The organism is Cellulomonas humilata (genome assembly GCF_030814415.1).
GTDB classification, from domain to species: domain Bacteria; phylum Actinomycetota; class Actinomycetes; order Actinomycetales; family Cellulomonadaceae; genus Cellulomonas; species Cellulomonas humilata_A.
Genome location: NZ_JAUSVB010000001.1, coordinates 285,996 through 310,610 on the forward strand (window position 1 = coordinate 285,996; position 24,615 = coordinate 310,610).

At 72.4% G+C, this 24,615-nt stretch carries 19 protein-coding genes; 8 read left to right on the forward strand and 11 right to left on the reverse strand.

Annotated elements, in window-relative coordinates; genetic code table 11:
* Position 1: 1 nt before the first annotated feature.
* The 5 genes from pntB to mfd form a co-directional block, all read right to left on the reverse strand.
* A complete protein-coding gene (gene pntB, locus J2X26_RS01270) occupies positions 2-1,384 on the reverse strand; it encodes a Re/Si-specific NAD(P)(+) transhydrogenase subunit beta (RefSeq protein ID WP_307489137.1) in 1,383 nt (460 codons plus the stop codon).
* Positions 1,385-1,388: 4 nt separating this feature from the next.
* Entirely contained in the window at positions 1,389-2,942 is a 1,554-nt protein-coding gene (locus J2X26_RS01275) for a Re/Si-specific NAD(P)(+) transhydrogenase subunit alpha (protein ID WP_307489138.1), read from the reverse strand.
* Positions 2,943-3,069: 127 nt separating this feature from the next.
* Complete coding sequence (locus tag J2X26_RS01280) at positions 3,070-3,711, reverse strand: MazG family protein (protein ID WP_307489140.1); 642 nt, start codon at positions 3,709-3,711, stop codon at positions 3,070-3,072.
* Positions 3,708-4,274: a hypothetical protein gene (locus tag J2X26_RS01285; protein ID WP_307489141.1), complete on the reverse strand. Its 567-nt coding sequence runs from the start codon at positions 4,272-4,274 to the stop codon at positions 3,708-3,710. The genes J2X26_RS01280 and J2X26_RS01285 overlap by 4 nt, the downstream gene beginning before the upstream one ends.
* A gap of 106 nt (positions 4,275-4,380) precedes the next feature.
* The gene (gene mfd / locus J2X26_RS01290; RefSeq protein WP_307489143.1) at positions 4,381-8,046 is read right to left on the reverse strand and encodes a transcription-repair coupling factor; all 3,666 of its coding nucleotides are present in this window, start codon (positions 8,044-8,046) and stop codon (positions 4,381-4,383) included.
* Between the two features lie 151 nt (positions 8,047-8,197).
* Here mfd and lhgO point away from each other — a divergent pair, with 151 nt between their 5' ends.
* The 5 genes from lhgO to J2X26_RS01315 all read left to right on the forward strand — a co-directional run bounded on the left by lhgO (position 8,198) and on the right by J2X26_RS01315 (position 13,841).
* Complete coding sequence (gene lhgO, locus J2X26_RS01295) at positions 8,198-9,388, forward strand: L-2-hydroxyglutarate oxidase (RefSeq protein WP_307489145.1); 1,191 nt, start codon at positions 8,198-8,200, stop codon at positions 9,386-9,388.
* Between the two features lie 171 nt (positions 9,389-9,559).
* Positions 9,560-10,282: a hypothetical protein gene (locus tag J2X26_RS01300; protein WP_307489146.1), complete on the forward strand. Its 723-nt coding sequence runs from the start codon at positions 9,560-9,562 to the stop codon at positions 10,280-10,282.
* 6 nt (positions 10,283-10,288) lie between these two features.
* A complete protein-coding gene (locus tag J2X26_RS01305; protein WP_307489147.1) occupies positions 10,289-11,656 on the forward strand; it encodes an MFS transporter in 1,368 nt (455 codons plus the stop codon).
* Between the two features lie 5 nt (positions 11,657-11,661).
* The gene (locus tag J2X26_RS01310; protein WP_307489148.1) at positions 11,662-12,675 is read left to right on the forward strand and encodes a hypothetical protein; all 1,014 of its coding nucleotides are present in this window, start codon (positions 11,662-11,664) and stop codon (positions 12,673-12,675) included.
* On the forward strand, positions 12,651-13,841 hold the full coding sequence (locus J2X26_RS01315) for a glycosyltransferase (protein ID WP_307489149.1): 1,191 nt from the start codon (positions 12,651-12,653) through the stop codon (positions 13,839-13,841). Before J2X26_RS01310 ends, J2X26_RS01315 begins: the two co-directional genes overlap by 25 nt.
* On the opposite strand, the gene J2X26_RS01320 is transcribed toward J2X26_RS01315, so the two are convergent.
* Positions 13,768-14,679 carry a hypothetical protein gene (locus J2X26_RS01320; protein ID WP_307489150.1) on the reverse strand — a complete coding sequence of 304 codons (912 nt, stop codon included), beginning with the start codon at positions 14,677-14,679 and terminating at the stop codon, positions 13,768-13,770. The two genes, J2X26_RS01315 and J2X26_RS01320, sit on opposite strands and share 74 nt — an antisense overlap.
* A gap of 195 nt (positions 14,680-14,874) precedes the next feature.
* Here J2X26_RS01320 and J2X26_RS01325 point away from each other — a divergent pair, with 195 nt between their 5' ends.
* Positions 14,875-15,795 (forward strand): hypothetical protein, encoded by a 921-nt coding sequence (locus tag J2X26_RS01325; RefSeq protein ID WP_307489152.1) that lies wholly within the window; start codon positions 14,875-14,877, stop codon positions 15,793-15,795.
* Entirely contained in the window at positions 15,788-17,209 is a 1,422-nt protein-coding gene (locus tag J2X26_RS01330; RefSeq protein ID WP_307489154.1) for an O-antigen ligase family protein, read from the forward strand. Before J2X26_RS01325 ends, J2X26_RS01330 begins: the two co-directional genes overlap by 8 nt.
* A gap of 13 nt (positions 17,210-17,222) precedes the next feature.
* Here J2X26_RS01330 and J2X26_RS01335 read toward each other — a convergent pair whose 3' ends face one another.
* The 5 genes from J2X26_RS01335 to J2X26_RS01355 are packed head-to-tail and all read right to left on the reverse strand — an operon-like array spanning position 17,223 to position 22,511.
* Positions 17,223-18,542, reverse strand: coding sequence for a glycosyltransferase family 4 protein (locus tag J2X26_RS01335; protein ID WP_307489155.1), 1,320 nt, complete (start codon positions 18,540-18,542; stop codon positions 17,223-17,225).
* Entirely contained in the window at positions 18,542-18,802 is a 261-nt protein-coding gene (locus tag J2X26_RS01340) for an acyl carrier protein (RefSeq protein WP_307489157.1), read from the reverse strand. Before J2X26_RS01340 ends, J2X26_RS01335 begins: the two co-directional genes overlap by 1 nt.
* 19 nt (positions 18,803-18,821) lie before the next feature.
* Complete coding sequence (locus tag J2X26_RS01345; protein ID WP_307489159.1) at positions 18,822-20,048, reverse strand: pyridoxal-dependent decarboxylase, exosortase A system-associated; 1,227 nt, start codon at positions 20,046-20,048, stop codon at positions 18,822-18,824.
* Entirely contained in the window at positions 20,045-21,607 is a 1,563-nt protein-coding gene (locus tag J2X26_RS01350; protein ID WP_307489161.1) for an acyl-CoA ligase (AMP-forming), exosortase A system-associated, read from the reverse strand. Before J2X26_RS01350 ends, J2X26_RS01345 begins: the two co-directional genes overlap by 4 nt.
* A 52-nt stretch (positions 21,608-21,659) precedes the next feature.
* Positions 21,660-22,511 carry a hypothetical protein gene (locus tag J2X26_RS01355; RefSeq protein WP_307489163.1) on the reverse strand — a complete coding sequence of 284 codons (852 nt, stop codon included), beginning with the start codon at positions 22,509-22,511 and terminating at the stop codon, positions 21,660-21,662.
* A gap of 454 nt (positions 22,512-22,965) precedes the next feature.
* On the opposite strand from J2X26_RS01355, the gene J2X26_RS01360 reads away from it, so the two are divergent.
* Positions 22,966-24,507: a DUF4082 domain-containing protein gene (locus tag J2X26_RS01360; RefSeq protein ID WP_307489165.1), complete on the forward strand. Its 1,542-nt coding sequence runs from the start codon at positions 22,966-22,968 to the stop codon at positions 24,505-24,507.
* Positions 24,508-24,615 lie beyond the last annotated feature (108 nt).

Here is a 24,615-nt window from a genome sequence, read left to right on the forward strand (position 1 = left end):
ACTACAGCGCCAGCATGATGTGCTCGACCTGGTCCTTCGCGTCCCCGAACAGCATCGACGTGTTCTCCCGGAAGAACAGCGGGTTCTGCACCCCTGCGTAGCCGGTGGCCATCGACCGCTTGAACACGATGACGCGGGCGGCCTTCCACACCTCGAGGACGGGCATGCCGGCGATCGGGGAGGACGGGTCGTCGAGCGCCGCCGGGTTGACGGTGTCGTTGGCGCCGATGACGAGGACGACGTCGGTGTCGGCCAGGTCGCCGTTGATCTCGTCCATCTCGAGCACGATGTCGTACGGCACCTTGGCCTCGGCGAGCAGCACGTTCATGTGCCCGGGGAGCCGGCCCGCGACCGGGTGGACCCCGAACCGCACGTCGATACCGCGGGCGCGGAGCTTGGCCACGAGCTCCGCGACGGGGTACTGGGCCTTGGCGACGGCCATGCCGTACCCGGGGGTGATGACCACACGGCGGGCGTCGGCGAGCAGCTCGGCGGCCTCGGGCGGCTTGATCTCGTGGTACTCGCCGAGCTCGGCGTCCGCCGCGACGACCGTCCCGCCCGCGGTGCCGTACCCGCCGAGGATGACGCTGACGAACGACCGGTTCATGGCCGTGCACATGAGGTAGCTGAGGATCGCACCGGACGAGCCGACGAGCGCGCCGGTGACGATGAGCAGGTCGTTGCTGAGCATGAAGCCCGCCGCGGCGGCCGCCCACCCGGAGTACGAGTTGAGCATCGAGACGACGACCGGCATGTCACCGCCGCCGATGGACGCCACCAGGTGCCAGCCGAGCGCGAGCGCGACGACGGTCATGAGCAGCAGGGGCCAGACGCTCCCGGTGCCGAGGAACCACGCCAGCAGCGCGCCGGACGCCACGACCATGCCCAGGTTGAGCCAGTTGCGACCGGGCAGCACCATCGGCGCGGAGCTGATCTTCGTGGACAGCTTGAGGTAGGCGACGATCGAGCCGGTGAACGTCACGGCGCCGATGAGCACCCCGAGGAACACCTCGACCAGGTGGGCGGGGTCCGACGGCTCGGTGAGGAACGAGTTGTACCCGACCAGCACCGCCGCGAGGCCGACGAACGAGTGCAGGATCGCGATCAGCTCGGGCATCTGCGTCATCTCGACGCGACGCGCCTGCCACGTGCCCACGGTCGAGCCGACGAGGAACACGACGAGGATCAGCGACCCGGTGACCTCGACGGGCCGCTCGGAGCCCTCCAGGGCGAGCGCGACGGTCGCGACGAGCGCGAGCGCCATGCCCACCATGCCCGCGACGTTCCCGCGGCGGGCGGTCTCCTGCTTCGAGAGTCCGGCGAGGCTGAGGATGAACAGGACGGCGGCGGCGAGATAGACAGCCTGGGCCACGGAGGTCAGCACGGGGTCAGGCGTCCTTCCGGAACATGCGGATCATGCGGTTCGCGACGAGGAATCCCCCGAAGACGTTGATGCTGGCGACCGAGGCGGCGATCACCGCGAGGACGGTGACGAGCCAGCTGTCGTCGCCGATCTGCAGGAGCGCGCCGACCAGGATGATCCCGGAGATCGCGTTGGTCTGGGCCATCAGGGGCGTGTGCAGAGAGTGGCTCACGTTGGAGATCACGTAGTAGCCGACGATCACCGCGAGCACGAACACCGTGACGTGCCCGAGGAACACGGCAGGCGCGAAGGAGATCCCGAACAGCACGAGGACGGCCAGCAGGGCGAGGACCACCGACCTCCGCTGACGCCGACGCACCTTGTCCGCGGCGGCGGCCGCGGTCGCTGCCGCGCGCTCTTCGGAGGTCGGACCGGCGGGCGCCGCGGGCGCGGCCGACACCTGCACCGGCGGCGGCGGCCACAGGACCTCGCCGTCGTGCGTGACCACCATCCCGCGCTGCACGGGGTCGTCGAGGTCGAGCACCAGCTGCCCGTCCTTGCCCGGGGTGAGCAGCTGGAGCAGGTGCACGATGTTGGTGCCGAACAGCTGGGACGTGTGCTGCGGCATCCGGCTGGTCAGGTCGGTGTACCCGACGACGGTCACGCCGTTCTCGGTCACCACCGCGGTACCCGGCACGGTGAGCTCGCAGTTGCCGCCGCCCGAGGCCGCGAGGTCGATGATCACGCTGCCGCGACGCATCCCGGCGACCATCTCCGCGGTGATGGTGGTGGGCGCGTGCCCCCGCACCAGCGCGGTCGTGATGACGATGTCCGCGTCCGCCGTCTCGGCGGTGTACATCTGCTGCGTCAGCAGCTCCTGCTCCTGCGTGAGCGCGCTGGCGTACCCGTCCGCGCTGACCGCCTGTTGTGCGGCTTCGGCCTGCACGAACGTCGCACCCATGGACTCGATCTGCTCGCCGACCTCGGGCCGGACGTCGAACGCGCGCACGCGGGCGCCCATGCTGCCCGCCGCCCCGATCGCGGCGAGCCCGGCCACCCCGGCGCCGATGACGAACACGCGGGCCGGCGGTGTCTTGCCTGCGGCGGTGACCTGCCCGGTGAACATGCCGCCGTAGACCTCGGCGGCCTCGACCACCGCGCGGTAGCCGGCCACGTTCGACATGGTGCTCAGCACGTCGAGGGCCTGCGCCCGGGAGATGCGCGGCACCGCGTCGAGGGCGAGCGCGGTCACGCCGCGCGCGTGCAGGTCGTCGACGAGCACCGGGCTGGATGCGGGCGAGAGCATCGCGACGAGCGTGGTGCCGGGACGCAGCGAGGCGACCTCGGCGTCCGTCGGCGGGTTGACCTTGGCGACGACGTCGCTCAGCCAGGCGTCGGCCGCGTTCCCGACCGCGGCGCCCGCCGCCTCGTACGCCTCGTCGCTGAACGTCGCGGAGGCACCCGCGCCGCGCTCGACGACCACCTCGTAGCCGAGGCCGACCAGCTGGCCGACCGTCTTCGGGGTCGCGGCGACGAGCCGTTCGCCGATCCGGCTCTCGGTCGGGATGCCGATGCGCATCGCTGCGTTCCTCCGTCGTCCAGTGGTTCGTGTCGCGCTCATCATGGCGGGCACGGGCAGGCTACGGGTTCGAACCGACCTGCGGCAAGCGCTTTCCTTCCGTCCTTCGGACGAACCGTCGAACGTCTCAGGAGCCGGCGGCGGCCTCGTCGGCCCGCAGTCCCTGCTCCCACGCGGCCGCCGTCCGACGCAGTGCACCCTCGGCGTCGACCCCGGCGGCGTCGGCCTCCAGGACCAGCGCGAGCAGCCGTTCCCCCAGGCCGTCCCCCGTCGGCACCTGCGTCGCCAGTCCGGCTCGTCCCGCCCGTCCGGCGATCTTCTGCGCCCGCGCGAGCGCACCCAGCGCGAGCGGCACACCGTCGAGCGCCGAGCCACGCTGCTTCTCCGCGTTCTTCAGGCGGTCCCACTGCACGTGCACGTCCCCCGCGGCCTCCGCAGGGCCAGGGTCCTCGAACACGTGCGGATGCCTGCGCACGAGCTTCGCGACGAGGTCGTCCGCCACGTCGTCCACGTCGAACGGGTCGCTCGGGTGCTCGGTGGCGATGCGCGCGTGGAACACCACCTGCAGCAGCAGGTCCCCCAGCTCCTCACGCAGCCCGGAGCGGTCCCCCGTCTCGATGGCCTCCGCCAGCTCGTGGGCCTCCTCGAGCGCGTACGGCACCAGCGACTCGTGCGTCTGCTGGGCGTCCCACGGGCAGCCGCCCGGCGAGCGCAGCCGGTCCATCACGCTCACCAGCGCGCGCAGGGAGTCCGGCTGCGACGACGTCACTTCGCGGTCGGTGACGGCGTCGGCTCCGGCGTCGGCTCGGTGCTGCCGTCGTCGGCGGTCGAGCCAGCCTTCGGGACGACGATCCACGAGGCCGGCACGGGCGCGCCGATCTGGTTGCCGTCCTCCAGCGAGCCGAACCGTGGGTTGACCTCGATGTCGAGGGCACGCAGCCGGGTGTCGATCTCGTCGCCGATCGCATCGGCCTCGGGGAGGTCCTGGAGGTTGCTGTAGGCGATCGAGTACCGCGCGACCGCGAGCGACGGCTCGGTGAACGTCGCGGTGGCGTCGGCGACCTTCTGCTGCACCACCTGGTCCAGCAGGGCCTGGGCGTCCTCGTCGGAGACCCCGACACCCTTCTCCTCGGCCAGCGCGACCACCGTGGGCTCCTGCACCAGGACGGCCAGCACGTTGGTGGTCGTCACGCCTTGGAACCACGGCTCGAGCTCGGTCAGGGCGGCCTGCACGTCCGACGTGGTGACCGCGGTGCCGTCGACCACGGCCGCCGCGCCGGGCTCGCCGGTGCACCCCGCCAGACCGGCCGTCGTCACCAGTGCGACCAGCACACCCGCTGCTCGCGCCCTCGCACGCCACTGCACCGCCACCGCCGGACCTCCCGCGTCGTCGCTCGTCGATCGGGGTCATCGTAGGGCCCCGACCAGTGAATCCCTGCTACCGGCCGGTGCCGACGGACGCGGCCGCGGAGACGTCCCCGCGCACCACCGCGTCGATGAACTGCCGGGCCCAGAGCATGACCTCGCGGCCCTGCACGGGCCTGCCGCCCAGCCGCGCCGTCATCGGCCACGGCACCAGGACGGTCCGGGTCGTCGGCTTGAGCACAGCGCCTGGGTACAGCCGCTTGAGCCGCAGCTGCGCCGACTCCGGCAGGTCGACGGGCGCGAAGCGGACGAACTTGCCCTGCGCGGTGACGTCGGACAGCCCGCTGTTGCGCACGTGCTGGCGGAACTCGGCCACCTCGAACAGGTTGTCGACGGCCGACGGCACCGCGCCGTAGCGGTCGACGAGCTCCGCGCGGACCTCGCCCAGGGCCGCCGAGTCCGCCGACGCCGCGATCTTGCGGTACGCCTCGAGCCGCAGGCGCTCGTGCGCGATGTAGTCGTGCGGGATGTGCGCGTCGACGGGCAGCTCGATCGTGACGTCGGGCAGCTCCTCCTCGACGTCGCCGCGGAAGTTCGCCACGGCCTCGCCGACCATGCGGATGTACAGGTCGAAGCCGACGCCCTCGATGTGCCCGGACTGCTCCCCGCCCAGCAGGTTGCCGGCGCCGCGGATCTCCAGGTCCTTCATCGCGACCGCCATGCCGGCCCCGAGGTCGGTGTTCGCCGCGATGGTCTGCAGCCGGTCGTGCGCGGTCTCCGTGAGCGGCTTCTCCGGCGGGTACAGGAAGTAGGAGTACGCCCGCTCCCGCCCGCGGCCGACGCGCCCGCGCAGCTGGTGCAGCTGCGAGAGGCCCAGCAGGTCCGCGCGCTCGAGGATGAGCGTGTTCGCGTTGGAGATGTCCAGGCCGGTCTCGACGATCGTCGTGCAGACCAGCACGTCGAACCGCTTCTCCCAGAAGTCGACGATGACCTGCTCGAGCTGGTGCTCGTTCATCTTCCCGTGCGCCACCGCGACGCGGGCCTCCGGGACCAGCTCCATCAGGCGCGACGCGGTCCGCTCGATCGAGTCGACCTTGTTGTGGACGTAGAAGACCTGCCCCTCGCGCAGCAGCTCCCGCCGGATGGCCGCGCTGATCTGCTTCTCGTCGTACGCGCCGACGAACGTCAGGACCGGGTGGCGCTCCTCGGGCGGGGTGGCCAGCGTCGACATCTCCCGGATGCCCGTGACCGCCATCTCCAGCGTGCGCGGGATCGGGGTCGCGCTCATCGCGAGCACGTCGACGTTGGTGCGCAGCGCCTTGAGCGTCTCCTTGTGCTCGACGCCGAACCGCTGCTCCTCGTCGATCACCACGAGGCCGAGGTCCTTGAACCGCACCTCGCCCGTGATGAGCCGGTGCGTGCCGATGACGACGTCGACCGTGCCGTCGGACAGCCCGGCGACGACCTCCTTCGACTCCTTGGGCGACTGGAACCGGCTCAGCGCCTTCACCGTCACCGGGAACGCGCTGTACCGCTCGCTGAAGGTGTCGAGGTGCTGCTGCACCAGGAGCGTCGTCGGCACCAGGATCGCCACCTGCTTGCCGTCCTGCACCGCCTTGAACGCGGCGCGCACCGCGATCTCCGTCTTGCCGTAGCCGACGTCCCCGCAGACCAGGCGGTCCATCGGGATCGGCTTCTCCATGTCGGCCTTGACCTCGTCGATCGTGGCCGCCTGGTCCGGCGTCTCGACGTACGCGAACGCGTCCTCGAGCTCGCGCTGCCACGGGGTGTCCGGCCCGAACGCGTGCCCTGCGGTCGCCATGCGCGCCGAGTAGAGCCGGATGAGCTCCGCGGCGATCTCCTTGACGGCCTTCTTGGCGCGGCCCTTGGTCTTGGCCCAGTCGCCGCCGCCCATCTTGGACAGGCTCGGTGCCTCGCCCCCCACGTACTTGGTGACCTGGTCCAGCTGGTCGCTGGGTACGAAGAGCCGGTCCCCCGGCTGGCCCCGCTTGCTCGACGCGTACTCGATCACCAGGTACTCGCGCGTCGCCGCCGTGGCGCCCGTGCCGATGGTCCGCTGCACCAGCTCCACGAACCGCCCGACGCCGTGCTGCTCGTGCACCACGTAGTCGTGCGGGCGCAGCTGGAGCGGGTCGACGACGTTGCGGCGCCGGCTCGGCATCTTGCGCATGTCCCGGGTCGACGTCCCCGCGCGGCCGGTGAGGTCCGACTCGGAGAACACCGCGAGGTGCAGCGGCTCGGCGACGAAGCCGGGGCCCACGGGGGCGGGCACGACGAGGACGACACCGCCCTCGGGCTCCTCGGCGATCGTCCCCACCAGCCGTGCCGGGACCTCGGCGGCCTTGAGCTGCTCGACCATGCGCTGCGCCGGACCGTGCCCCTCGGTGGCGAGCACCAGCCGCCAGCCCGCCTGCTGCAGGACGCGCACGTCGGCGACCGCGCGGGCGACCTCGCCGCGGTAGCGCTCGACGTCCCGCGCCGCGATCACGAGGGTGTCCGCCGTGGCGGCCAGGTCGTCGGCCATGCGGTTCTCGTGCGGTGCCAGGTTCCGTGCCGCGGTGTGGCCGGTGCCTGTCGCGCCCTCGTAGAAGTCGTCCGGCTTTGCTGCCTCCGTGGCGTCGACGTCCAGGGAGAACGGCGACAGCGTCCACCAGCCCAGTCCGCGCACGGCCGCGAGCGCGCGGATCTCCGCGAACGACGCGAAGCTGGCCGCGGACAGGTCCAGGGGCGTCGCCGCACCGGCCGCCGCGGACGTCCACGCGGCCTCGAGGAACTCCTGCGTGGTGGCCACCAGGTCGTGCGCGCGGCGGCGCACCCGCTCGGGGTCCACCAGCACCAGCAGGCTGTCGTCCGCCACCAGGTCGAGCACCGGGACCATCGACTCGACCAGCGCGGGCGCCAGCGACTCCATGCCCTCGACCGCGATGCCGGCCGCCAGCTTGTCCAGCATGTCGACCGCTCCCGGCAGCTGCGGGACCAGCTCGGCGGCACGCGCACGGACCGCGTCGGTGAGCAGGATCTCCCGGCACGGCGGCGCCCAGACGCCGTGGTCGGCCACCTCGAGGCTGCGCTGGTCCGCGATGGAGAACCAGCGGATCTCCTCGACGTCCTCACCCCACAGCTCGACGCGCAGCGGGTGGTCCTCGGTGGGCGGGAACACGTCGATGATCCCGCCGCGCACCGCGAACTCGCCGCGCTTCTCCACCATGTCGACGCGCGTGTACGCCGCGGCGACGAGCCTCTCCGCGAGGTCCGCCAGGTCCACCCGGTCGCCCGTGCTGATCGCGACGGGCACCAGCTCCCCGAGCCCCTCGACCACCGGCTGCAGGAGCGCCCGCACCGGCATGACGAGCACGCGGACCGGACCGGCGTGGCCCTCGGTCTCCGGGTGCGCGAGGCGTCGGAACACCGCGAGGCGCCGGGCCACGGTGTCGCTGCGCGGCGACAGCCGCTCGTGCGGCAGCGTCTCCCACGACGGCAGCACCGCGACGTCGTCGGCCGGCACGTAGCAGCGGAGCGCGGCGGCCAGCTCGTCGGCGTCCCGGCCCGTGGCCGTCACGACGACGAGCGGGCGACCCGACGCGAGCGCGGCGAGCAGCGGCGGGCGCACCCCCGCAGGGCCGACGACATCGAGCTCACCGCGCGCGCGGACGGATTCCACCGCAGCGGCGGCGGCCGGGTCGGAGAGCAGGGCGGGCAGGAGGCCGGTGAGGTCCATGGTTCCTTCGCATGGTCGGGGCCCGCGCACGACGGCGCAGCACGACAGCCCCGGATCCATCGGACCCGGGGTGCGCAGCCAGTCTACGAGCCGCCGCCGACACGTGACCGCTAGCCTGCGCGCAGGTGGATGCCGAGAATCAGGAGATGCCGTGCACGTGGTGGTGGTCGGGGCCGGGATCGTCGGCCTTGCGGTGGCAGCACGCCTGACCGGCGACGGGCACCGCGTGACGGTGGTCGAGAAGGAGCAGGCCGTCGCCGTGCACCAGACGGGCCGGAACTCGGGCGTGATCCACTCGGGCCTCTACTACACGCCGGGCAGCCTGAAGGCGCGCATGTCGGTCGCCGGTCAGCGGAGCATGACGGAGTACGCCCGCGCGCACGGCGTCGACGTCGAGATCATCGGCAAGCTCGTCGTCGCGACGACTCCCGACCAGGTGGCCGGGCTGCACCGGCTCGCCGAGCGCGCACGCGCCAACGGTGTCCCGGCGCAGCTCGTCGGCCGGTCCGGCGCCCGCGAGCGCGAGCCGCACGTGGCCTGCGTCGACGCGCTGTGGGTGGAGAGCACCGGGATCGTCGACTACACCGGCGTCTGCCGTGCGCTGGCCGCCCAGGTGTCGGCGGGCGAGGGCGCGGTCCGGTTCGGGACCCGCGTCGTCGCCGCCACCGAGACGGCCGACGGCGTGCACCTGGAGCTCGAGCACCTCGGCACCACGACCGAGCTGCGGGCGGACGCCGTGGTGGCCTGCGCGGGTCTCCATGCCGACCGCGTCGCGCGTGCCTGCGGCCTCGACCCGGGCGCGCGCATCGTGCCGTTCCGCGGCGAGTACTTCGAGCTGTCCGCGACCGCCGCCGAGCTGGTCAACGGCCTCGTCTACCCCGTCCCCGACCCGCGGTTCCCGTTCCTGGGCGTGCACCTGACCCGCATGGTCGGCGGCGGGGTGCACGCGGGGCCCAACGCTGTGCTCGCCCTGGCGCGCGAGGGGTACACCTGGCGCGACGTCGACCTGCGCGACACGGTCGACGCCCTGACCTGGCCGGGCCTGTGGCGGATGGGCGTCCGGAACGCGGTGCCCGGCGCCCGCGAGGTGGGCAGGTCGCTGTCCCGGCGCGCGTTCGCGCACAGCCTGGCCGCCCTGGTCCCCGCGATCGTCCCGGACGACCTCGTGCCCTCGCCCGCCGGGGTGCGTGCGCAGGCGGTCGCGCGTGACGGCCGGCTCGTCGACGACTTCCTGCTGCAGCGCACCGCCCGCCAGGTCCATGTGCTCAACGCGCCGTCACCGGCGGCGACGTGCGCCCTGGAGATCGCGGGCCACGTGGTCGGCCAGCTCGCTCTGTCCTGAGGCCGCCCTGGACCGAACGTGTGACGGCACCCTTCTGACCCGGGTGAAAAGGGGTCCGCGCGGGCCGGACGGGCTCGTCGCGTCGGTACCGTGGGCACGTTCCACATGTCCGCTTTCTGGCGCTTTGGTCGGTCGTCGATCCGCTGGACCCCACCCCTGCCGAGGTCGCCGATGTCCACCCCGCACAGCCCGTCCCGGGCCCCCGCCGCAGCCGCCCCGCGCGGTCGTGCCGTGGTGCTCGCGGCCGCGCTCGTGCTCGGGCTCGGCGCGACCGCCGGGTGCACCTCGCACGGGACGACGCCGGACGCCGCTGCCTCGTCGTCGGCCTCGTCGTCGGCTTCCGCCCGCGACCGCGCCGGATCAGCCACCGACCGCCCGTCCGGCGGTGCCGCGACTCCCGACCCGGCGGCCACCGGCTCGTCGGAGGGCAGCAGCTCAGAGCGCAGCAGTGCGGAGGTGCTCGCGAGCGAGATCCTGCCGTCGCAGGCCCCTGGGCCGTCCGGGCTGCCCGTCCCGGCAGCACCCGGTCCGTCGCTGACGGGTCCGCTGCCCGCGACCGGCAACGCGAACGGTGCCGTGGTGAAGGGCTTCCCGACGACGGTCGTGCCCATCCCGGAGGGCCTCACCGTCGTGTCCAGCTCGGTGTCCGCATCGGGCGACCGGCTGCAGGTCGGCCTCCAGGCGAGCAGCGACGCCGCCCCCGCAGACGTCCAGGCCGCCTATGTCGCCGCCCTGAGCGCCGCGGGCTTCGCCGTCGGTGACTCCCCCGCCCTGCCGGGCACCACCGCCACGTCCTTCACCCGTGGGCCCGACGGGCTGGTGCTGACGGTGACCGCCCGCACCGGCGGTGGCACCGAGCTGTCCGTCGCCGGCACGCTGACGACGGCCGGGTGACCGGCGGTGTACCTGTCCCTGCGCGACCGCCCCGCCCGCAGCGAAGCCGCCTCGCCGGAGGAGGCGCGCGCCGTCCGGGCTGCCAAGCGCGGTCGCGTCTCGTCGGTCGTCATCACCCTCGGCGTCGTCAGCCTGCTGACCGACATCTCCTCGGAGTCCGTCGCCGCCGTCCTGCCGCTCTACCTGACCACTGCTCTCGGCCTCTCGACGCTCGCCTACGGGTTCGTCGACGGACTCATGCAGGGCGCCAGCGCCCTCGTCCGGATCGCCGGCGGTTGGGCAGCGGACAAGGGTGACCACCCGAAGTGGGTGGCCGTCGTCGGCTACGGCCTCTCCGCGATCACCCGCGGGGTCCTGCTCGTCGCCAGCAGCTTCGGTGCGGTCGTCGCGATCGTCGCGGTCGACCGCATCGGCAAGGGCATCCGCACGGCGCCGCGCGATGCGATGATCACGGCGTCGTCCGACCCGCGCACGCTCGGCCGGTCGTTCGGGGTGCACCGCACGCTCGACACCATCGGCGCCGCCCTCGGGCCGCTCCTCGCGTTCGTGGTGCTGTGGGCCATCCCCGACGGCTACCAGACGGTGTTCGTCATCTCGTTCGGCTGCGCCGTCATCGGGCTCGCCGCGCTCGTCCTGCTGGTGCCCGACCTGCGCCCACGCCGGGCTGCCTGGCTCACCCAGCACCGCTCGCGCGAGGCCCGCAAGCTGCCCAAGTGCAAGGGCTGCAGCTGCGACATCCCCGGGCTCGAGCCCGCGGGCCGCCCGTTCAGCTGGACGTTCCTCACGGAGCCGGGCCTGCGCCGCATCTTCGTGATGGCCGGCGTCCTCGCCCTGCTCACCGTCGGCGACGGCTTCATCTACCTCTCCCTGCAGTCGCGCGACGGCTTCGCGACCCAGTGGTTCCCGCTCCTGTACGTCGGGACGAACGTCGCCTACATGGCCCTCGCGATCCCCGTGGGCCGGCTGGCGGACCGGGTCGGGCGGGCGCGGGTCTTCGTCTGGGGCCACGCCGCGCTCGTGGCCGCCTACGTATGCGCCGGCGTCGCGACCGGGTCCGCCGCGACCACCGTCGCGGCCCTCCTCCTGCTCGGGCTGTTCTACGCCGCGACGGACGGCGTGCTCGCCGCACTCGTCGGTCGGCGGGCCGCCCCGAACGTCCGGGCGTCGGCCATCGGCACCGCACAGACCGTGGTCGCCGTGGCGCGCATGGCGTCGTCCGCCCTCTTCGGCCTCCTCTGGTACACCGTCGGCCGCGGGCCCGCGATCCTGACGGTGGCGGTCCTCCTCGCGTGCGCCGTCCCGGTCGCGTGGTACGTCGTGCGCGGGCTCGACGCCCCGGTCCCCGAGCCCGTCGACGCCGCGGCGGACCGGTGAGACGAGTGAGGTCCCGGGTCGCGATCCTCGTCGCCGTCACGGTCGTCGCCGTCGTCGGGATGGGTGGCTACGCCGTCGCGGCCTGGCGATCGAACCGTGCGGCCGTCGAGTCCGCACCGCCCGTCGCGTCGACCGCCCTGGACGCCGTGCTCGCCGGCCCGCACCTCGTGTTCCGCTCGACCCTGCCGGGCAACGAGTACGGCCTGGTCGCCGCGGTGCCGCTCGACGACCCGGACGGCCCGCGCGCGTTCACGGACGTCGCCTGCGACCGTGTCGACGTCGCCGGCCCGCTCGCCTCCTGCCTGCGCACGCTCGCCGGCATCGCCACCCGGTGGGAGGCCGAGCTGCTGGACACCGACTGGCAGCCCGTCGAGACGTGGGGCCTGCCCGGGATCCCCAGCCGCACCCGGCTGTCCGACGACGGCACCCTCGTCGCGACGACCTCGTTCGTCACCGGCCACACCTACGCGACGGTCGGTTTCTCGACGCTCACCGAGATCCACCGCGCCGACGGCACCTCGCTGGGCAACGTCGAGGACTTCGCCCTGACCGTCGACGGTGCCCCGTTCACGGCCGCGGACCGCAACATCTGGGGCGTGACGTTCGTCGACGACGACACCTTCTACGCGACCGCCGCCTCGCAGTCCGCGGGGACGACGTGGCTGGTCGAGGGCTCGGTCGAGGACCGGACCCTGACATCGGTGCGGGACGGCGCCGAGTGCCCGTCCGTCTCGCCGGACCGCACGGAGGTCGCCTACAAGAAGGTGGTGGACACGGTGGCGGGGCAGCCCGTCTGGGCCCTGGCCGTGCTCGACCTCGCCACGGGGACCGAGAGCCTGCTGCCCGCCACCCGGGGCGTCGACGACCAGGCCGAGTGGCTCGACGACGACACGCTCCTGTACGGCCTGTCCCGAGCCGACCAGCCGGGGACCACCGATGTGTGGACGGTGGACGCGTCGCCCGACGCCACGCCGACCATCCTCATCCCGGGTGCATGGTCGCCGGCGGTGGTGAGGTGATCGCGGCGACGGGCGACGTCCGCGCGCTGGTGTACGCGCCGTACTCGTTCAGCGGCCGCGGACCGGCCGAGAGCTGTGCGCAGATCGCCGGCGGGATGGTGGCCACCGGTCTCCGGACCGAGGTCTTCGCGGGCCGCGCCAGAACTCCCCTGCCGGAGGGAGTCACGGTCCGCGCCCCGTTCCCGGCGGTGACCAGCAGACTCCCGTGGCGCCGGGTCGAGCGACCCGCGCTGCGCATGCTGGACCGACAGTTCCTCCGGGCCGTCGCGACAGCGGACCCGCGCTCGACGGTCGCGCACTTCTGGCCCGGAACTCCGGGCGCCGCCGTCGAGGCTGCCCGCGAGCGCGGCATCGTGACGGTGCGCGAGATGATCAACTCCGCCTGCGCGACGGCCGGCCCCCTCCTGGATGCGGCCTACGCCCGGCTGGGGATGCCACCGGCGCACGCGGTGACGAAGGACGTGATCGACGGCGAGACGGCCGAGCTCCGGCACTACGACTACTACTTCGCGTCGAATCCCGAGGTGGAGCGGTCTCTCCTCGCGCTCGACATCCGACCCGAGCAGATCCTGCCGACCTCGTTCGGCTGGCGGCCGGAGCGCTTCGACCTGGACGCCACCGTGGAGCGGCCCTCCGGGTTCCAGGCCGTCTTCGTCGGCCGGATCGGTGTGCGCAAGGGCGTCCCCGAGCTCCTGGAGGCCTGGGCGTCCCTCGACGTCGACGGCGAGCTGGTCCTCGTGGGCGCGGTCGACGACGAGATCCGGGAGCTGGTCGACGCGCACACCCGGTCGGGCCGCGTCCGCCTGGCGGGCTACGTGGAGAACCCGGCGGCGCTGTACGCCGGATCGGACGTCTTCGTCTTCCCCACCTGGGAGGAGGGCGGTCCGCAGGTGACCTACGAGGCCGCTGCCTGCGGCCTCCCGGTCGTCACGACGCCGATGGGAGCCGCTCGGCTCGTCGAGGACGGGCGCACGGGCGTCGTCGTCGAGCCCGGCTCGGTCGCACAGCTCGCCTCGGCGATCCGGCTGCTGGCCGACGACGCCGAGATCCGACGGACCTACGCTGCAGCCGCGCAGGCCGCCGCCGCCCGGTTCACGTACGGCCGGGTCGGCGCCCAGCGCGCCGAGCTGCTCCGCGGGGCGCTGCACGCCCGTGCCGTCGGCTGACGCCCGCCTGCTGGTCGGCCGCAGGACGACGCCTGTCGACGTGCGCCGCGGCGGTCGCCGTCGTCCACCCGATCCCGTCAGCGTGCCCGTCCGGCGGCACGGCAGGACGCTTCCCGCGCGGGGGATGCCCGACCAGCCGTGTCCGCAACGTCCCGGGCGCCGCCCGACGTCCAGGGGCCCCGCTGGGCACGAGCGCGGGAACGGCACCCGACCACGGCTGCCGGGAGTGCGGCTCGAGGATCTGGATCGCGGCGAGCACGCCCACACCGACCAGGACCCAGATCATCACCAGAGCGCGGACCTTGCTGCCGTGGATGTAGATGATCGACGGCGCGGCAGGCACGACCGCCGTCGTGATCCGGTCGGACGGGGCGACGCCCTGCTGCAGGCCCGCCAGCTCGGTGTCGATGCTCTCGAGGAGCTGCGCCCGACGCGTTCGGACGACCTCGGCAGTCGGACCGCTCACCTGGACGTCGAGCACCTGTCGCGGGTAGACGCGCGACCACTGGCCCCCGTGGTCCGGAAGCTTGACCTGCGACCCGTCCACGATGCCCTGGCCGACGATCGTCGCCGCGGGGTCGGCCATCTGGTTCCACGTAGCGTTCCCGTTCACGCGCTTCGCGACAGCGCCGGCGGCGATGATCAGGTCGCTGGAGGTGGTGCGCAGGGCGTTGGGGTTGATCGCGCTGGTGGGCGCCAGGAACGTGACCTCCGCCTTCGACCAGTAGGCGCCCTCGGCGGAGACGGCGACGTAGCTGGCGAGCAGCCCGATGAGCACGGCACCGAGCAGCACGTACCACCGATGCACGAGTGCCAGGAGCGCGTCCCAGATCGTCATCGCCCGTCACCTCCTCGCACCTCGTCGAGTCTGGCACGGTGACCAGGGCCGACAGCCCGGCAACCGGATGAAGATATCGTGACGAATCGGACATGATTCCGAGTGCTCGTGCCGTGGGCGCAGACCCCGGCGCTAACCTCGAAGGACCGCCGCCAGCGACGTTCGTGCGGGCGGTCGAACCCGACAGGAGCACCCATGGAGTTCACCGCCGTCCTCGCCGCACTCCTGCGGCGGTGGTACGTCGTGCTCGTGGGTCTCCTCTTGACCGCCGGTCTCGTGTACGTGGCGAACGACGCCGTCCCGCCGACCTACAGCGCGACCGGCAGCGTGCTCCTCCTCCCTCCCGGAGCCTCCGTCGCGGACGGCTCGAACCCCCTGCTCGCGCTGGGCGGGCTCGAGCAGCCGGCAGCGTTGGTCGTCGCCTACCTCGCGGGCGACGAGTCCCGCCAGGTGTTCGCCGAAGACTTCCCGAACACCACCTACGACATCGTGCTCGACCCGCTCTCCCGCGGCCCGCTGGTGCTGATCAAGGTGGAGGACCCGTCCGAGGACGACGTGATGGCGGCCCTCGGCGCCGTCCTCGACACCCTGCCCGACGCCCTGTCCATGCTCCAGGACCAGGTCGACGCGCCGGCGGACTCCCGCGTCACGTCGATGCCCCTCTCGGTCGACACGCGGCCCACCACCGAGCGCAGCGACTCGCTGCGTGCGCTCATCGCCGCAGCAGGCGTCGGGATGGTGCTGACCCTCGTCGGTGCGATCGCGTTCGACAGCCTGGCGGCGCGTCGTCGCGAGCACCGCCGAGCGACCGTGGCCGTGCCGGACGTCGAGGAGCAGGAGCCGACCGTGGTCGCGCCCGCGCAGGTCGACGAGCCCGCGGCCGTGGTCCCCGAGGCGGCCCCGGCGCCGGAGGCCGAGCCGGAGCCCGAGCCGGGGGCCGAGCCGGAGAACGTCGAGACGAACGAGGCGGACCCGGTGTCGTCCCCGACGGGCGCCTCGCACATCCAGCCCCAGGACTTCGCCCGCTCCGAGGAGCTGTACGGCTCGCAGTGGCCGCCGCAGGCGCTGGACGACCCCGCCCTCGACGACGAGTACCACATCATCCATCGTGGGTAGCTCGACGGTCACGACTGCCCGGTCGCGGGACACCCTCCGGACGACCGGCGTCCTCACGTGGCTGACCGTCTATCTCGTCCTGCTGTTCGGCATCCCGTCGCGGCTGGTGTTCCACCCGCTGGGCAGCGCGGGAGCCCCCTCGACCCTCTTCGGTCTCGCCAGCGCACTGGTGTGGTTCCTCGCGCAGCTCTGGCGCTCCGCGAGCGTGGCCGGGCCGCGACGACCGATCCGGATCGCGCTCACGTACTTCCTGGTCGCCGTCGGCATCAGCTACGTGGCCGCGATGACGCGGCCGATCGACGGGGATGAGATCAGCCCCGCCGATGTCGCCCTGCTCGTCGTCGTCTCGTGGTCGGGTGCGCTGCTGACCGCGCACGACGGCCTGACCAAGCTGCGCGACGTCGAGGTGCTGGTGCGCCGGTTCGCCTTCATCGGCGGCCTGATGGCCCTCGTCGGCCTCGCGCAGTACGTGACCAAGCAGCCTCTGGTCGACCGCATCGCGATCCCGGGCCTGACCGCGGTCAGCGACGTCAGTGCTGCGTTCCGCAACGGCCTGGTGCGCATCTCGGGGACGGCGACCAGCCCGATCGAGTTCGGGGCGCTCCTGTCGATCCTGCTGCCCCTCGCGCTGCACGGGGCGCTCCACCCCGCAGGGCGCGGGTTCCTTCGGCGCTGGTTCCCGGTCGGGACGATCTCCCTGGCCCTGGCGCTGTCCATGTCCCGCTCGGCGTACATCGGCCTCGCGGTCTGCATGCTCGTGCTCCTGTGGGGCTGGCCGCCGGCGCTGCGCTGGCGGGTGGGCGGGTCGTTCCTCGCCGTGGCCGTCGTGCTGGCCGCCGGTGTCCCCCGGTTGTTCAGCTCGGTCCGCGGCATGTTCAGCGGTGTGAAGGACGACCCGAGCATCACCTCCCGGACCGACAGCTACGCGGTCGCCTGGCAGTTCTTCATCGACGCTCCCTGGTTCGGACGTGGCCTGGGCACCTTCCTGCCCAAGTACCGGATCTTCGACAACAACTACCTCGGGCTGCTCGTCAGCTGCGGCATCGTCGGGACCGTCGCGTTCGTCGCGATCCCGATCACCGCGATCGTGGTCCTGGTGCGCCGCCGGCGCCGGTGGGCGGACCCGCAGTCGCGTGATCTCGCGCTCTCGCTCGTCGCGGGCATCCTGGCCGGGGCGGTCTCGCTCGCCTTCTTCGACGGGTTCGGCTTCCCGATGACGATGGGGACGCTGTTCCTGGCGCTCGGCATCGCGGGGGCGCTGATCCGCCTCCATCCGAGCGACCGAGATCCGGCGCCGCCTCCACCGGCGGTCGACGTCGAGCCGGCTCCCGGTCCGCAGCAGGCGAGCGTGCCGCCTGCCGCCGACGACGCCCGGCGGAGCCACCCCGTGCAGGCCTCGGGCGGGCCGGCCTGAGGCCTGCGCGGGCTCAGCGCGCGGGACCCCGGGACCGGACGAACGACTCGAGCCGTCCGGGCTCGTCGAGGTCCACGTAGGCCCGCCCCCACGGATCCTTGGTGTCCGGGGCGGGGTCGTCCGACGGAACCGTCGAACGGAAACGAAGCAGTCCGTCGAACACCCCGAGGTAGCGGCTCCGCTGCGGACGCCAGTCGAGCTCGGCCGTCGCGCGCTCACGCGCAGCCAACGAGAGTGCGACGCGCCGGTGCTCGTCGTCCAGGAGCTCCTCGACCGCGTCCGCAAAGGCGCCGATGTCCCCGGACGGGACGATGACGCCGGTATCGCCGGCCGAGAACCGGGTCTCCGTGAGGTCGAACGAGACGGCGGGCACGGCGTAGGCCATGTACTCCATGGTCTTGTTCATCGTGGAGGCGTCGTTCAGCGGCGTGTTCCGGTCCGGGCCGAGCCCGAGGCTCGCGGCGCTCAGGTAGTCACCGATCTCGCGGAGACCGACCCGGCCGGTGAACTCGACGACGTCGTCGAGCCCGAGTGCGATGCACTGCCGCCGCAGGTCCTCGAGGGTGTCCCCGAACCCGAGCAGCGCCGCGCGCACGTCCTGTCGTCCACGCACGCGGACCAGCTCGTCCATGACCTCCAGCACCACGTGCACGTCGTCCTGCGGGCCCATGATCCCCAGGTAGACGAGCAGGTGGCCGCCGCGCGCACGATCCGACTCGGGTACCACCGGCCGCATCCGACGGGTGTCCGGGCCGCTGCGCACGACCTCCGTGTGCTCCCGGGGCACCCCACCGCGCTCGAGGGCGACTCGACGGTACGACTCGTTCGTCGAGATGACCCGGTCCGCCGCCCGGAACGTGCGCCGCTCGAGCCAGAGCAGCCCGCCGTACTGCGCACGTGCCCCGATCGACCGCGGTTCCCCGAACCGCGAGCGGAACAGCTCGGGGTTGAGGTCGTGATGGTCGAAGACGAACCGCACGCCGGCGACCCGCCACAGGAGTGCCAGCAGCCAGTAGGTGTCCGGCGGGTTGCACGCCTGGATGACGTCGAAACCGCGCTCGCGCCGCACGACCACGGACAGTGCCGCCGTCCGCAGCCACGAGTACGCGAACTCGACGACGAAGCCCAGGAGGCCGTTCGCCTCGGGGGCAGGGCGGTACTTGTAGATGCCGACCCCGTCGAGCACCTGCCGCGCGGGGTCGTCGGGACCCTTCGGGCAGATGACGCTGACCTGGTAGCCCGCGGCGGTCAGTGCCTGGGCCTCCAGCCACACCCGTCGGTCCAGCGGGACCGGCAGGTTCTGGACGATGATCAGGACGCGTGGCGGGCGCATCAGGCCGACGGGAGCTTGCCCTCGACGAACTCCGCGAGCGAGCCCAGCGTCTCGAAGATCTCGCCGGAGAACTCCTCATCGTCGATCGTGATCGCGAAGTGCGACTCGAGGTTGGTGACCACCTCGAGCACGCCGAGCGAGTCCAGCTCGGGCACCGCGCCGAACAGCGGGCTCGACGCCGTCAGCGTCGCGGCACGGTCCTCGATGCCCAGGGTGGTGACGACGATGCCCTTGACACCCTCGAGCGTTGCGTCGGTCATGAGGCTCCTTGGTGGTGGGTCAGACGAGGATCTCGACTGGTGCGGGATGGCCCAGGAAGGCCGTCGGGCTGGCCGTCAGGCCGTAGGCGCCGGCCTGGAAGACGACGACGAGGTCGCCGACGTCGGCTCGCGGGAGCTCGACGCGGTCGCCCAGCAGGTCCAGCGGGGTGCAGAGGCACCCGACGACCGTGGCCGTCTCCTCGGGCTCCGCCGTGATGCGCCCCGCGACCGCGAGCGGGTAGTTGCGGCGGATCACCTGGCCCAGGTTGCCGGACGCGGCGAGCTGGTGGTGCATCCCGCCGTCGACCACGAGGTAGGTGCTGCCGCGGGAGACCTTCCGGTCGACCACGCGCGTGACGTAGACACCGGCCTCGGCGACGAGGTAGCGGCCGAGCTCGATGACGAGGTCGGCGTCCGGGAGCGCCGGCGCCAGCTCGTCCTCGACCAGCCGGGTGAGGTTCGCGGCGACCGCGGCGATGTCGAGGGGCTGGTCCTGCGGGAAGTACGGGACGCCGAAGCCGCCGCCGAGGTTGACGTACCGGACGGGCTGTGGCGCGTCGGCGGCCAGGGCGAGCACCAGCTCGACGGTGCGCGTCTGCGCCTGCACGATCAGGTCCGCCGACAGGTTCTGCGACCCGGCGAAGACGTGGAACCCCAGCAGGTCGACGCCCGCCGCGTCCAGCTCGCGCAGGAGCTGCGGCACCTGCTCGGCGTCGACGCCGAACTGCTGGGGACCGCCGCCCATCCGCATCCCGGAACCGCGGACCGCGAAGTCCGGGTTGACGCGCACGGCGACGCACGGTCGCACCCCCAGCTCCTCGCCGGCGGCGACGACGCGGCGCGCCTCACCCTCCGACTCGATCTCGATCGTGACGCCGGAGGCGACCGCCTGCTCGAGCTCCGCGGTGGTCTTGCCAGGTCCGGCGAAGCTCACGCGAGACGCGGCCGTCCCGGTGTCCAGCGCGACCCGCATCTCGTAGGCGCTCGCGACGTCGAGGGAGTCGACCAGCGAGGCGAGCAGGTGGACGACGGCGGGCATGGGGTTGGCCTTGACCGCGTAGCCGAGGCTCAGCCGCTCGGGGAGCAGCGAGCGCAGCAGGGCGACCCGCTGGGTGATGAGGTGCCGGTCGTAGGCGAAGAACGGTGTGGAGCCGACCCGTCGCGCCAGCCGGTCGACGCCGATCCCTCCCACGGTCAGGACGCCGTCGACCTCGCCGAACGCGCTCACGGTGGTCGACGCGGTCACGACTCGTACTCCGCCCGGACGCGCCGTCTGTCGTACTTGCCGTTCGGCGACCGCGGGATCGTGTCCCGGACGACGATCTCGGCGGGCACCATGAACGTCGGCAGGGCGCTGCGCAGCGCGGCCAGGAGCGTGGCCGGTTCCAGCGTCACCCCGGTGGCCGGCGCCACGACCAGCACGATCCGCTGCCCGAGCCGGGAGTCCTCGGCCCCGAACGCCACGGCGTCGACGGCGAGCTCGGTGCGCAGCGCGGCCTCCTCGACCTCCGTGGGGCTGACGCGGTAGCCGGACGTCTTGATCATCTCGTCGGCACGACCGACGAAGTAGAGGAACCCCTCCTCGTCGGCCCGCACCGTGTCTCCCGACCACACCGCGAGCTCCGGCAGCCGGTGCCCGGTGGTGGGTCCCGGCACGGGACGGAACCGCTGCGCGGTGCGCTCGGGGTCGCCCCAGTAGCCCAGCGAGACCAGCGCGCCCCGGTGGACCAGCTCGCCCGGCTCCCCCGGGTCGCAGGGGGTGCCGTCGGGCCGGACCACGAGGATCTCCGCGTTCGGGATCGCCTTGCCGATCGAGTCCGGCCGGCGGTCGACCTCGGCGGGGTCCAGGTAGGTCGACCGGAACGCCTCCGTCAGCCCGTACATCAGGTACGGGCGGGCGTCGGGGAACACCGAGCGCAGCTTGTCGAGGACCGTCTTCGGCATCCGTCCCCCGGTGTTGGCGAAGTAGCGCAGTGACGCGCGCGCCTCGGGCGGCCAGTCCAGGTCCGCGATCTGGATCCACAGCGGTGGCACGCAGGTCAGCCCGGTCACCTTCCACCGCGCGCACGCCCGGGCCACGTCCGCCGCGACGAGGTAGTTGAGGAGGACGACGTGCGCCCCGGAGGCGAGGGCCGTGGTGACCTGCGACAGGCCGGCGTCGAAGCTGAGCGGCAGGACGGACAGGATCACGTCGTCCGCGGTGTTCTCGAGGTACTGGCTGACGCTCTGCGCACCGACCACCAGGTTGCGGTGGCTCAGGACCACACCCTTGGGCAGGCCTGTGCTGCCGGACGTGTAGAGGATGGCGGCGACGTCGAGGTCGACCCCCGGGGGAGGCGGTGCCACCGTCGCGTCGCGCATCAGGGTCGCCCACCCGTGCACCGCGACGCCGTCAGGGGCCGTCCCGGGCTCGTCGACGACGACGACGTGCTCGAGCGCGGCGCACTGTGCGAGCACCTCGGACAGGAGGTCGAGCCGCGCCGCCGACGTGACGAGGACGCGCGCGCCGGAGTCGGACAGGATGTGCGCGACCTGCTGGGGCTTGAGCAGCGGGTTCACCGGCACGAAGGCCCCGCCCGCCACGGAGGCACCCAGGAACGCCGTCACCGTCTCGGGGCGCTTCTCGAGGAACACCGCCACCCGGTCCTCGCGCGCCAGGCCGAGCCCGGCGAGCGCGGAGCCGCAGCGGTTCGCGGCTGCCCACAGATCCTCATAGCTCAGCGTCTCCGTCTTGAACGAGAGCGCAGGGGCGTCGCCGGCGACCCGGGCGCGCGCGGCGAGGAGTTCGTGCCAGACCGTGATCACCGCGTCAGCGTAACGACCGCTCCCGCCCCGATCTGGGACACATCGGGTGAACTCACCACGGTACGGAGGTGATCTCGCTGTAGAGGTCGTCGATGTCGGCGGCCTCGACGTCGGCGCCCTTGAAGAGCTTCGGCCGCCCCTGCACCGTCCTCGACCACGCGACCGGTCCGCCGACGATGCGGCGCTCGGCGAGCAGGACCGGCATGCCGCGGACCAGCAGGTGCGCGCCGAGGGACCGCACCCCGCGCGCGAAGAGGGCGGTGTCCCCGACGTGCACGAGAGCGCCGAACACGGGCAGGCGCTTGCGGCGGACGCGGCGGTACATCACGTAGCACGGTCGCCCGTCGACCAGGAGGACGACGTGCTGGACCGCCGCGGAGCCGACGTGGTCGCGAAAGAGCTCGGCATCACGCCCGGTCAGGAGATCGGCGATGCGCCGCTGGTCGGTGACGACGGTGACGCGTCGCTGCCAGGACGGGTAGCCGGGCCGGACGTCCGTCGTGGTGTCGAGCCGCTGGAACCCGAGGCGGAGGTCGATGGGGACCACCGAGCCGCTGGGAGACAGGTCGGTGAAGACGTCGGCCCCGCAGGACAGCAGGGCCCTGAGCAGCCTCAGCCCGTGCGCCCCGTACCCGTCGAGGACGCACCACGCCGCCAGGTTGCAGATCCGTCGCTCCCGACCGGCGACCACACGCTCGGAGAAGAAGGCGGCGTAGACGCCGACGAGCACCCCGTCGGCCCACAGGCCGAAGCCGTGGGTGGGTTCGGCCGTGCGCCAGGTGGGTGCGAGAGCGCGCGCCCAGGCATCGGCGGAGAGGCGGCTGTTCAGGTTCTCGTGGAGGAAACGAGCGATCTCCGGAAGGTTGCCGTCGTCGACCGGGCTGAGGCGGACAGGGGTCGTCACGGTCGTGCAGCCTGCCACGCCGTACCTGTCGTGTCATCGCCCGTCGGGGGGCGAGACCAACGGACCGGCGGAGTGAAGGTTGTCCGCAGATGCCCGGTTCCATCAGGCAACCGCTTCAAAATGTCTCAAATAATGAGACAAATCTCATAACGAGTTTTGTTGGACGTTCTTCCAGTTCAGCCCACGATCGGGGGAATCAGGCGATTGCTCCATGCGAGTGAAGGTTTGTCGGTAAGTTCACCCATGCCAGCATGAGGGCCGCTTCGTTATCCGACAGTGACAAAAACGGCGCCCCTCGCACGGAGACATGAGATATCGGTCCCAACAAGACCGTCATCTCGGGCGCCGCGATGGTAGGGAGACACACCTCGTGAACCGATCGAGCATGCACAGAGCGCCCTCGCGGCGTGCGCCTCTGGCGCGGGTGATCGCGACAGTCGCGGCAGCAGCGGTCGTGGGGGTCACCCTCAGCGTCGCCTCCTCGGGGGCCGGCCTGACGCCGGCCCAGGCGGCCGCAGCAGTCCCCGGCAAGGTCACCGTGTGGGGCGACGCCGCGCCCACCAACGGCAGCGTCGACAGCGACCGGGACAGCGTCGAGCTGGGCACCCCGTTCACGCCCGCCAAGGACGGCGTCGTCCTGGGTGTCCGGTTCTACAAGACGCCCGAGAACACCGGCACCCACGTCGGCAACCTCTGGGACGCCTCGGGCAAGCGCCTCGCGACGGTCACGTTCGCCGGCGAGACCTCCCGCGGCTGGCAGACCGCGTACTTCGACCAGCCCGTGAAGCTGAAGGCCGGCTCCGGCTACGTCGCCTCGTACCTCGCGCCAAAGGGCCGCTACCAGCAGACCCAGCAGTTCTGGGAGGGCTCGAAGACCGACCTCCTCGCGGTCCCGAAGGGCAAGTCGGGCGTCTACTCGTACGGGAAGTCCAGCTCGTTCCCGCAGCAGACCTGGAACCGCAGCCAGTACTGGGTCGACGCGGTGTTCGCGCCGTCGACGGACGCGGGCTCCACCCCCACGGCGACGCCCACGGCCACCCCGACGCCCACCAAGACGCCGGCACCGACCCCGACGGCCACCCCGACGCCGACGCCGACGGCCACCCCGACGCCGACGCCGACCGCGACGCCCACGCCGACCCCGACGGCCACGCCGAAGCCGACGCCCACGCCCACCCCGACACCGACGCCGACCGCGACGCCCACGCCGCCGCCGCCCGTCACGGGGGCCTACCCCGGCGCGTCGACCACCGGCGTCCCCGCCGGCGTCGCCCTGACGCCGTACACGGGCCCGTCACGCATCACCCAGCCGGGCACGGTCATCGACTCCAAGCTGATCACCACGCCGCTGGTCATCACGGCCGGCGCGAACGACGTGGTCATCCGCAACTCGATCGTCCGGGCCAACGGGTTCTGGCTCGTCCTGAACGACGAGGGCGCCAAGAACCTCCAGATCATCGACTCGGAGCTCGACGGCAACGGCAACACGAACAACGACGCCGCGGTCGCCGGACGGAACTACACGCTCACCCGCGTGAACATCCACAGCACGATCGACGGCCTCAAGATCGGTGACAACGTCACGGTGCAGGACTCGTACATCCACGACCTGCTGATGACGTCCGACTCGCACAACGACGGCATCCAGTCGCTCGGGTCCGACAACGTCAGGATCGTGCACAACACGATCCTGGTGGCGAAGGGCTCGACCTCCGCGATCATCCTGTCGACCGGGTCCGCCGACTCGATGAAGAACATCCTCATCGACAGCAACCTGATGGGCGGCGGCGCGTACACCGTGTACGGCGGCTACCAGGTCGGGACCGACGTCCTGTCCCGCGTGAACAACGTCATGATCTCGAACAACCACATCACGACGACGATCTTCCCGAACGGCGGTGCATACGGACCGTTCTCCTCGGTCAACGCCCCCGCCGTGACCCTCTCGGGGAACGTCTGGCATGACGGCCCCAAGGCCGGCCAGCGCGTCGGCTGATCCACCCGCGCAGCATCATCCGCACCGGACGTGATCCCGTAGTCTCGGGCTCGCGTCCGGTGCGGCTCTGTCTCCCCGCCTGACGGTCGGTACCGGCAGGACGAGGAG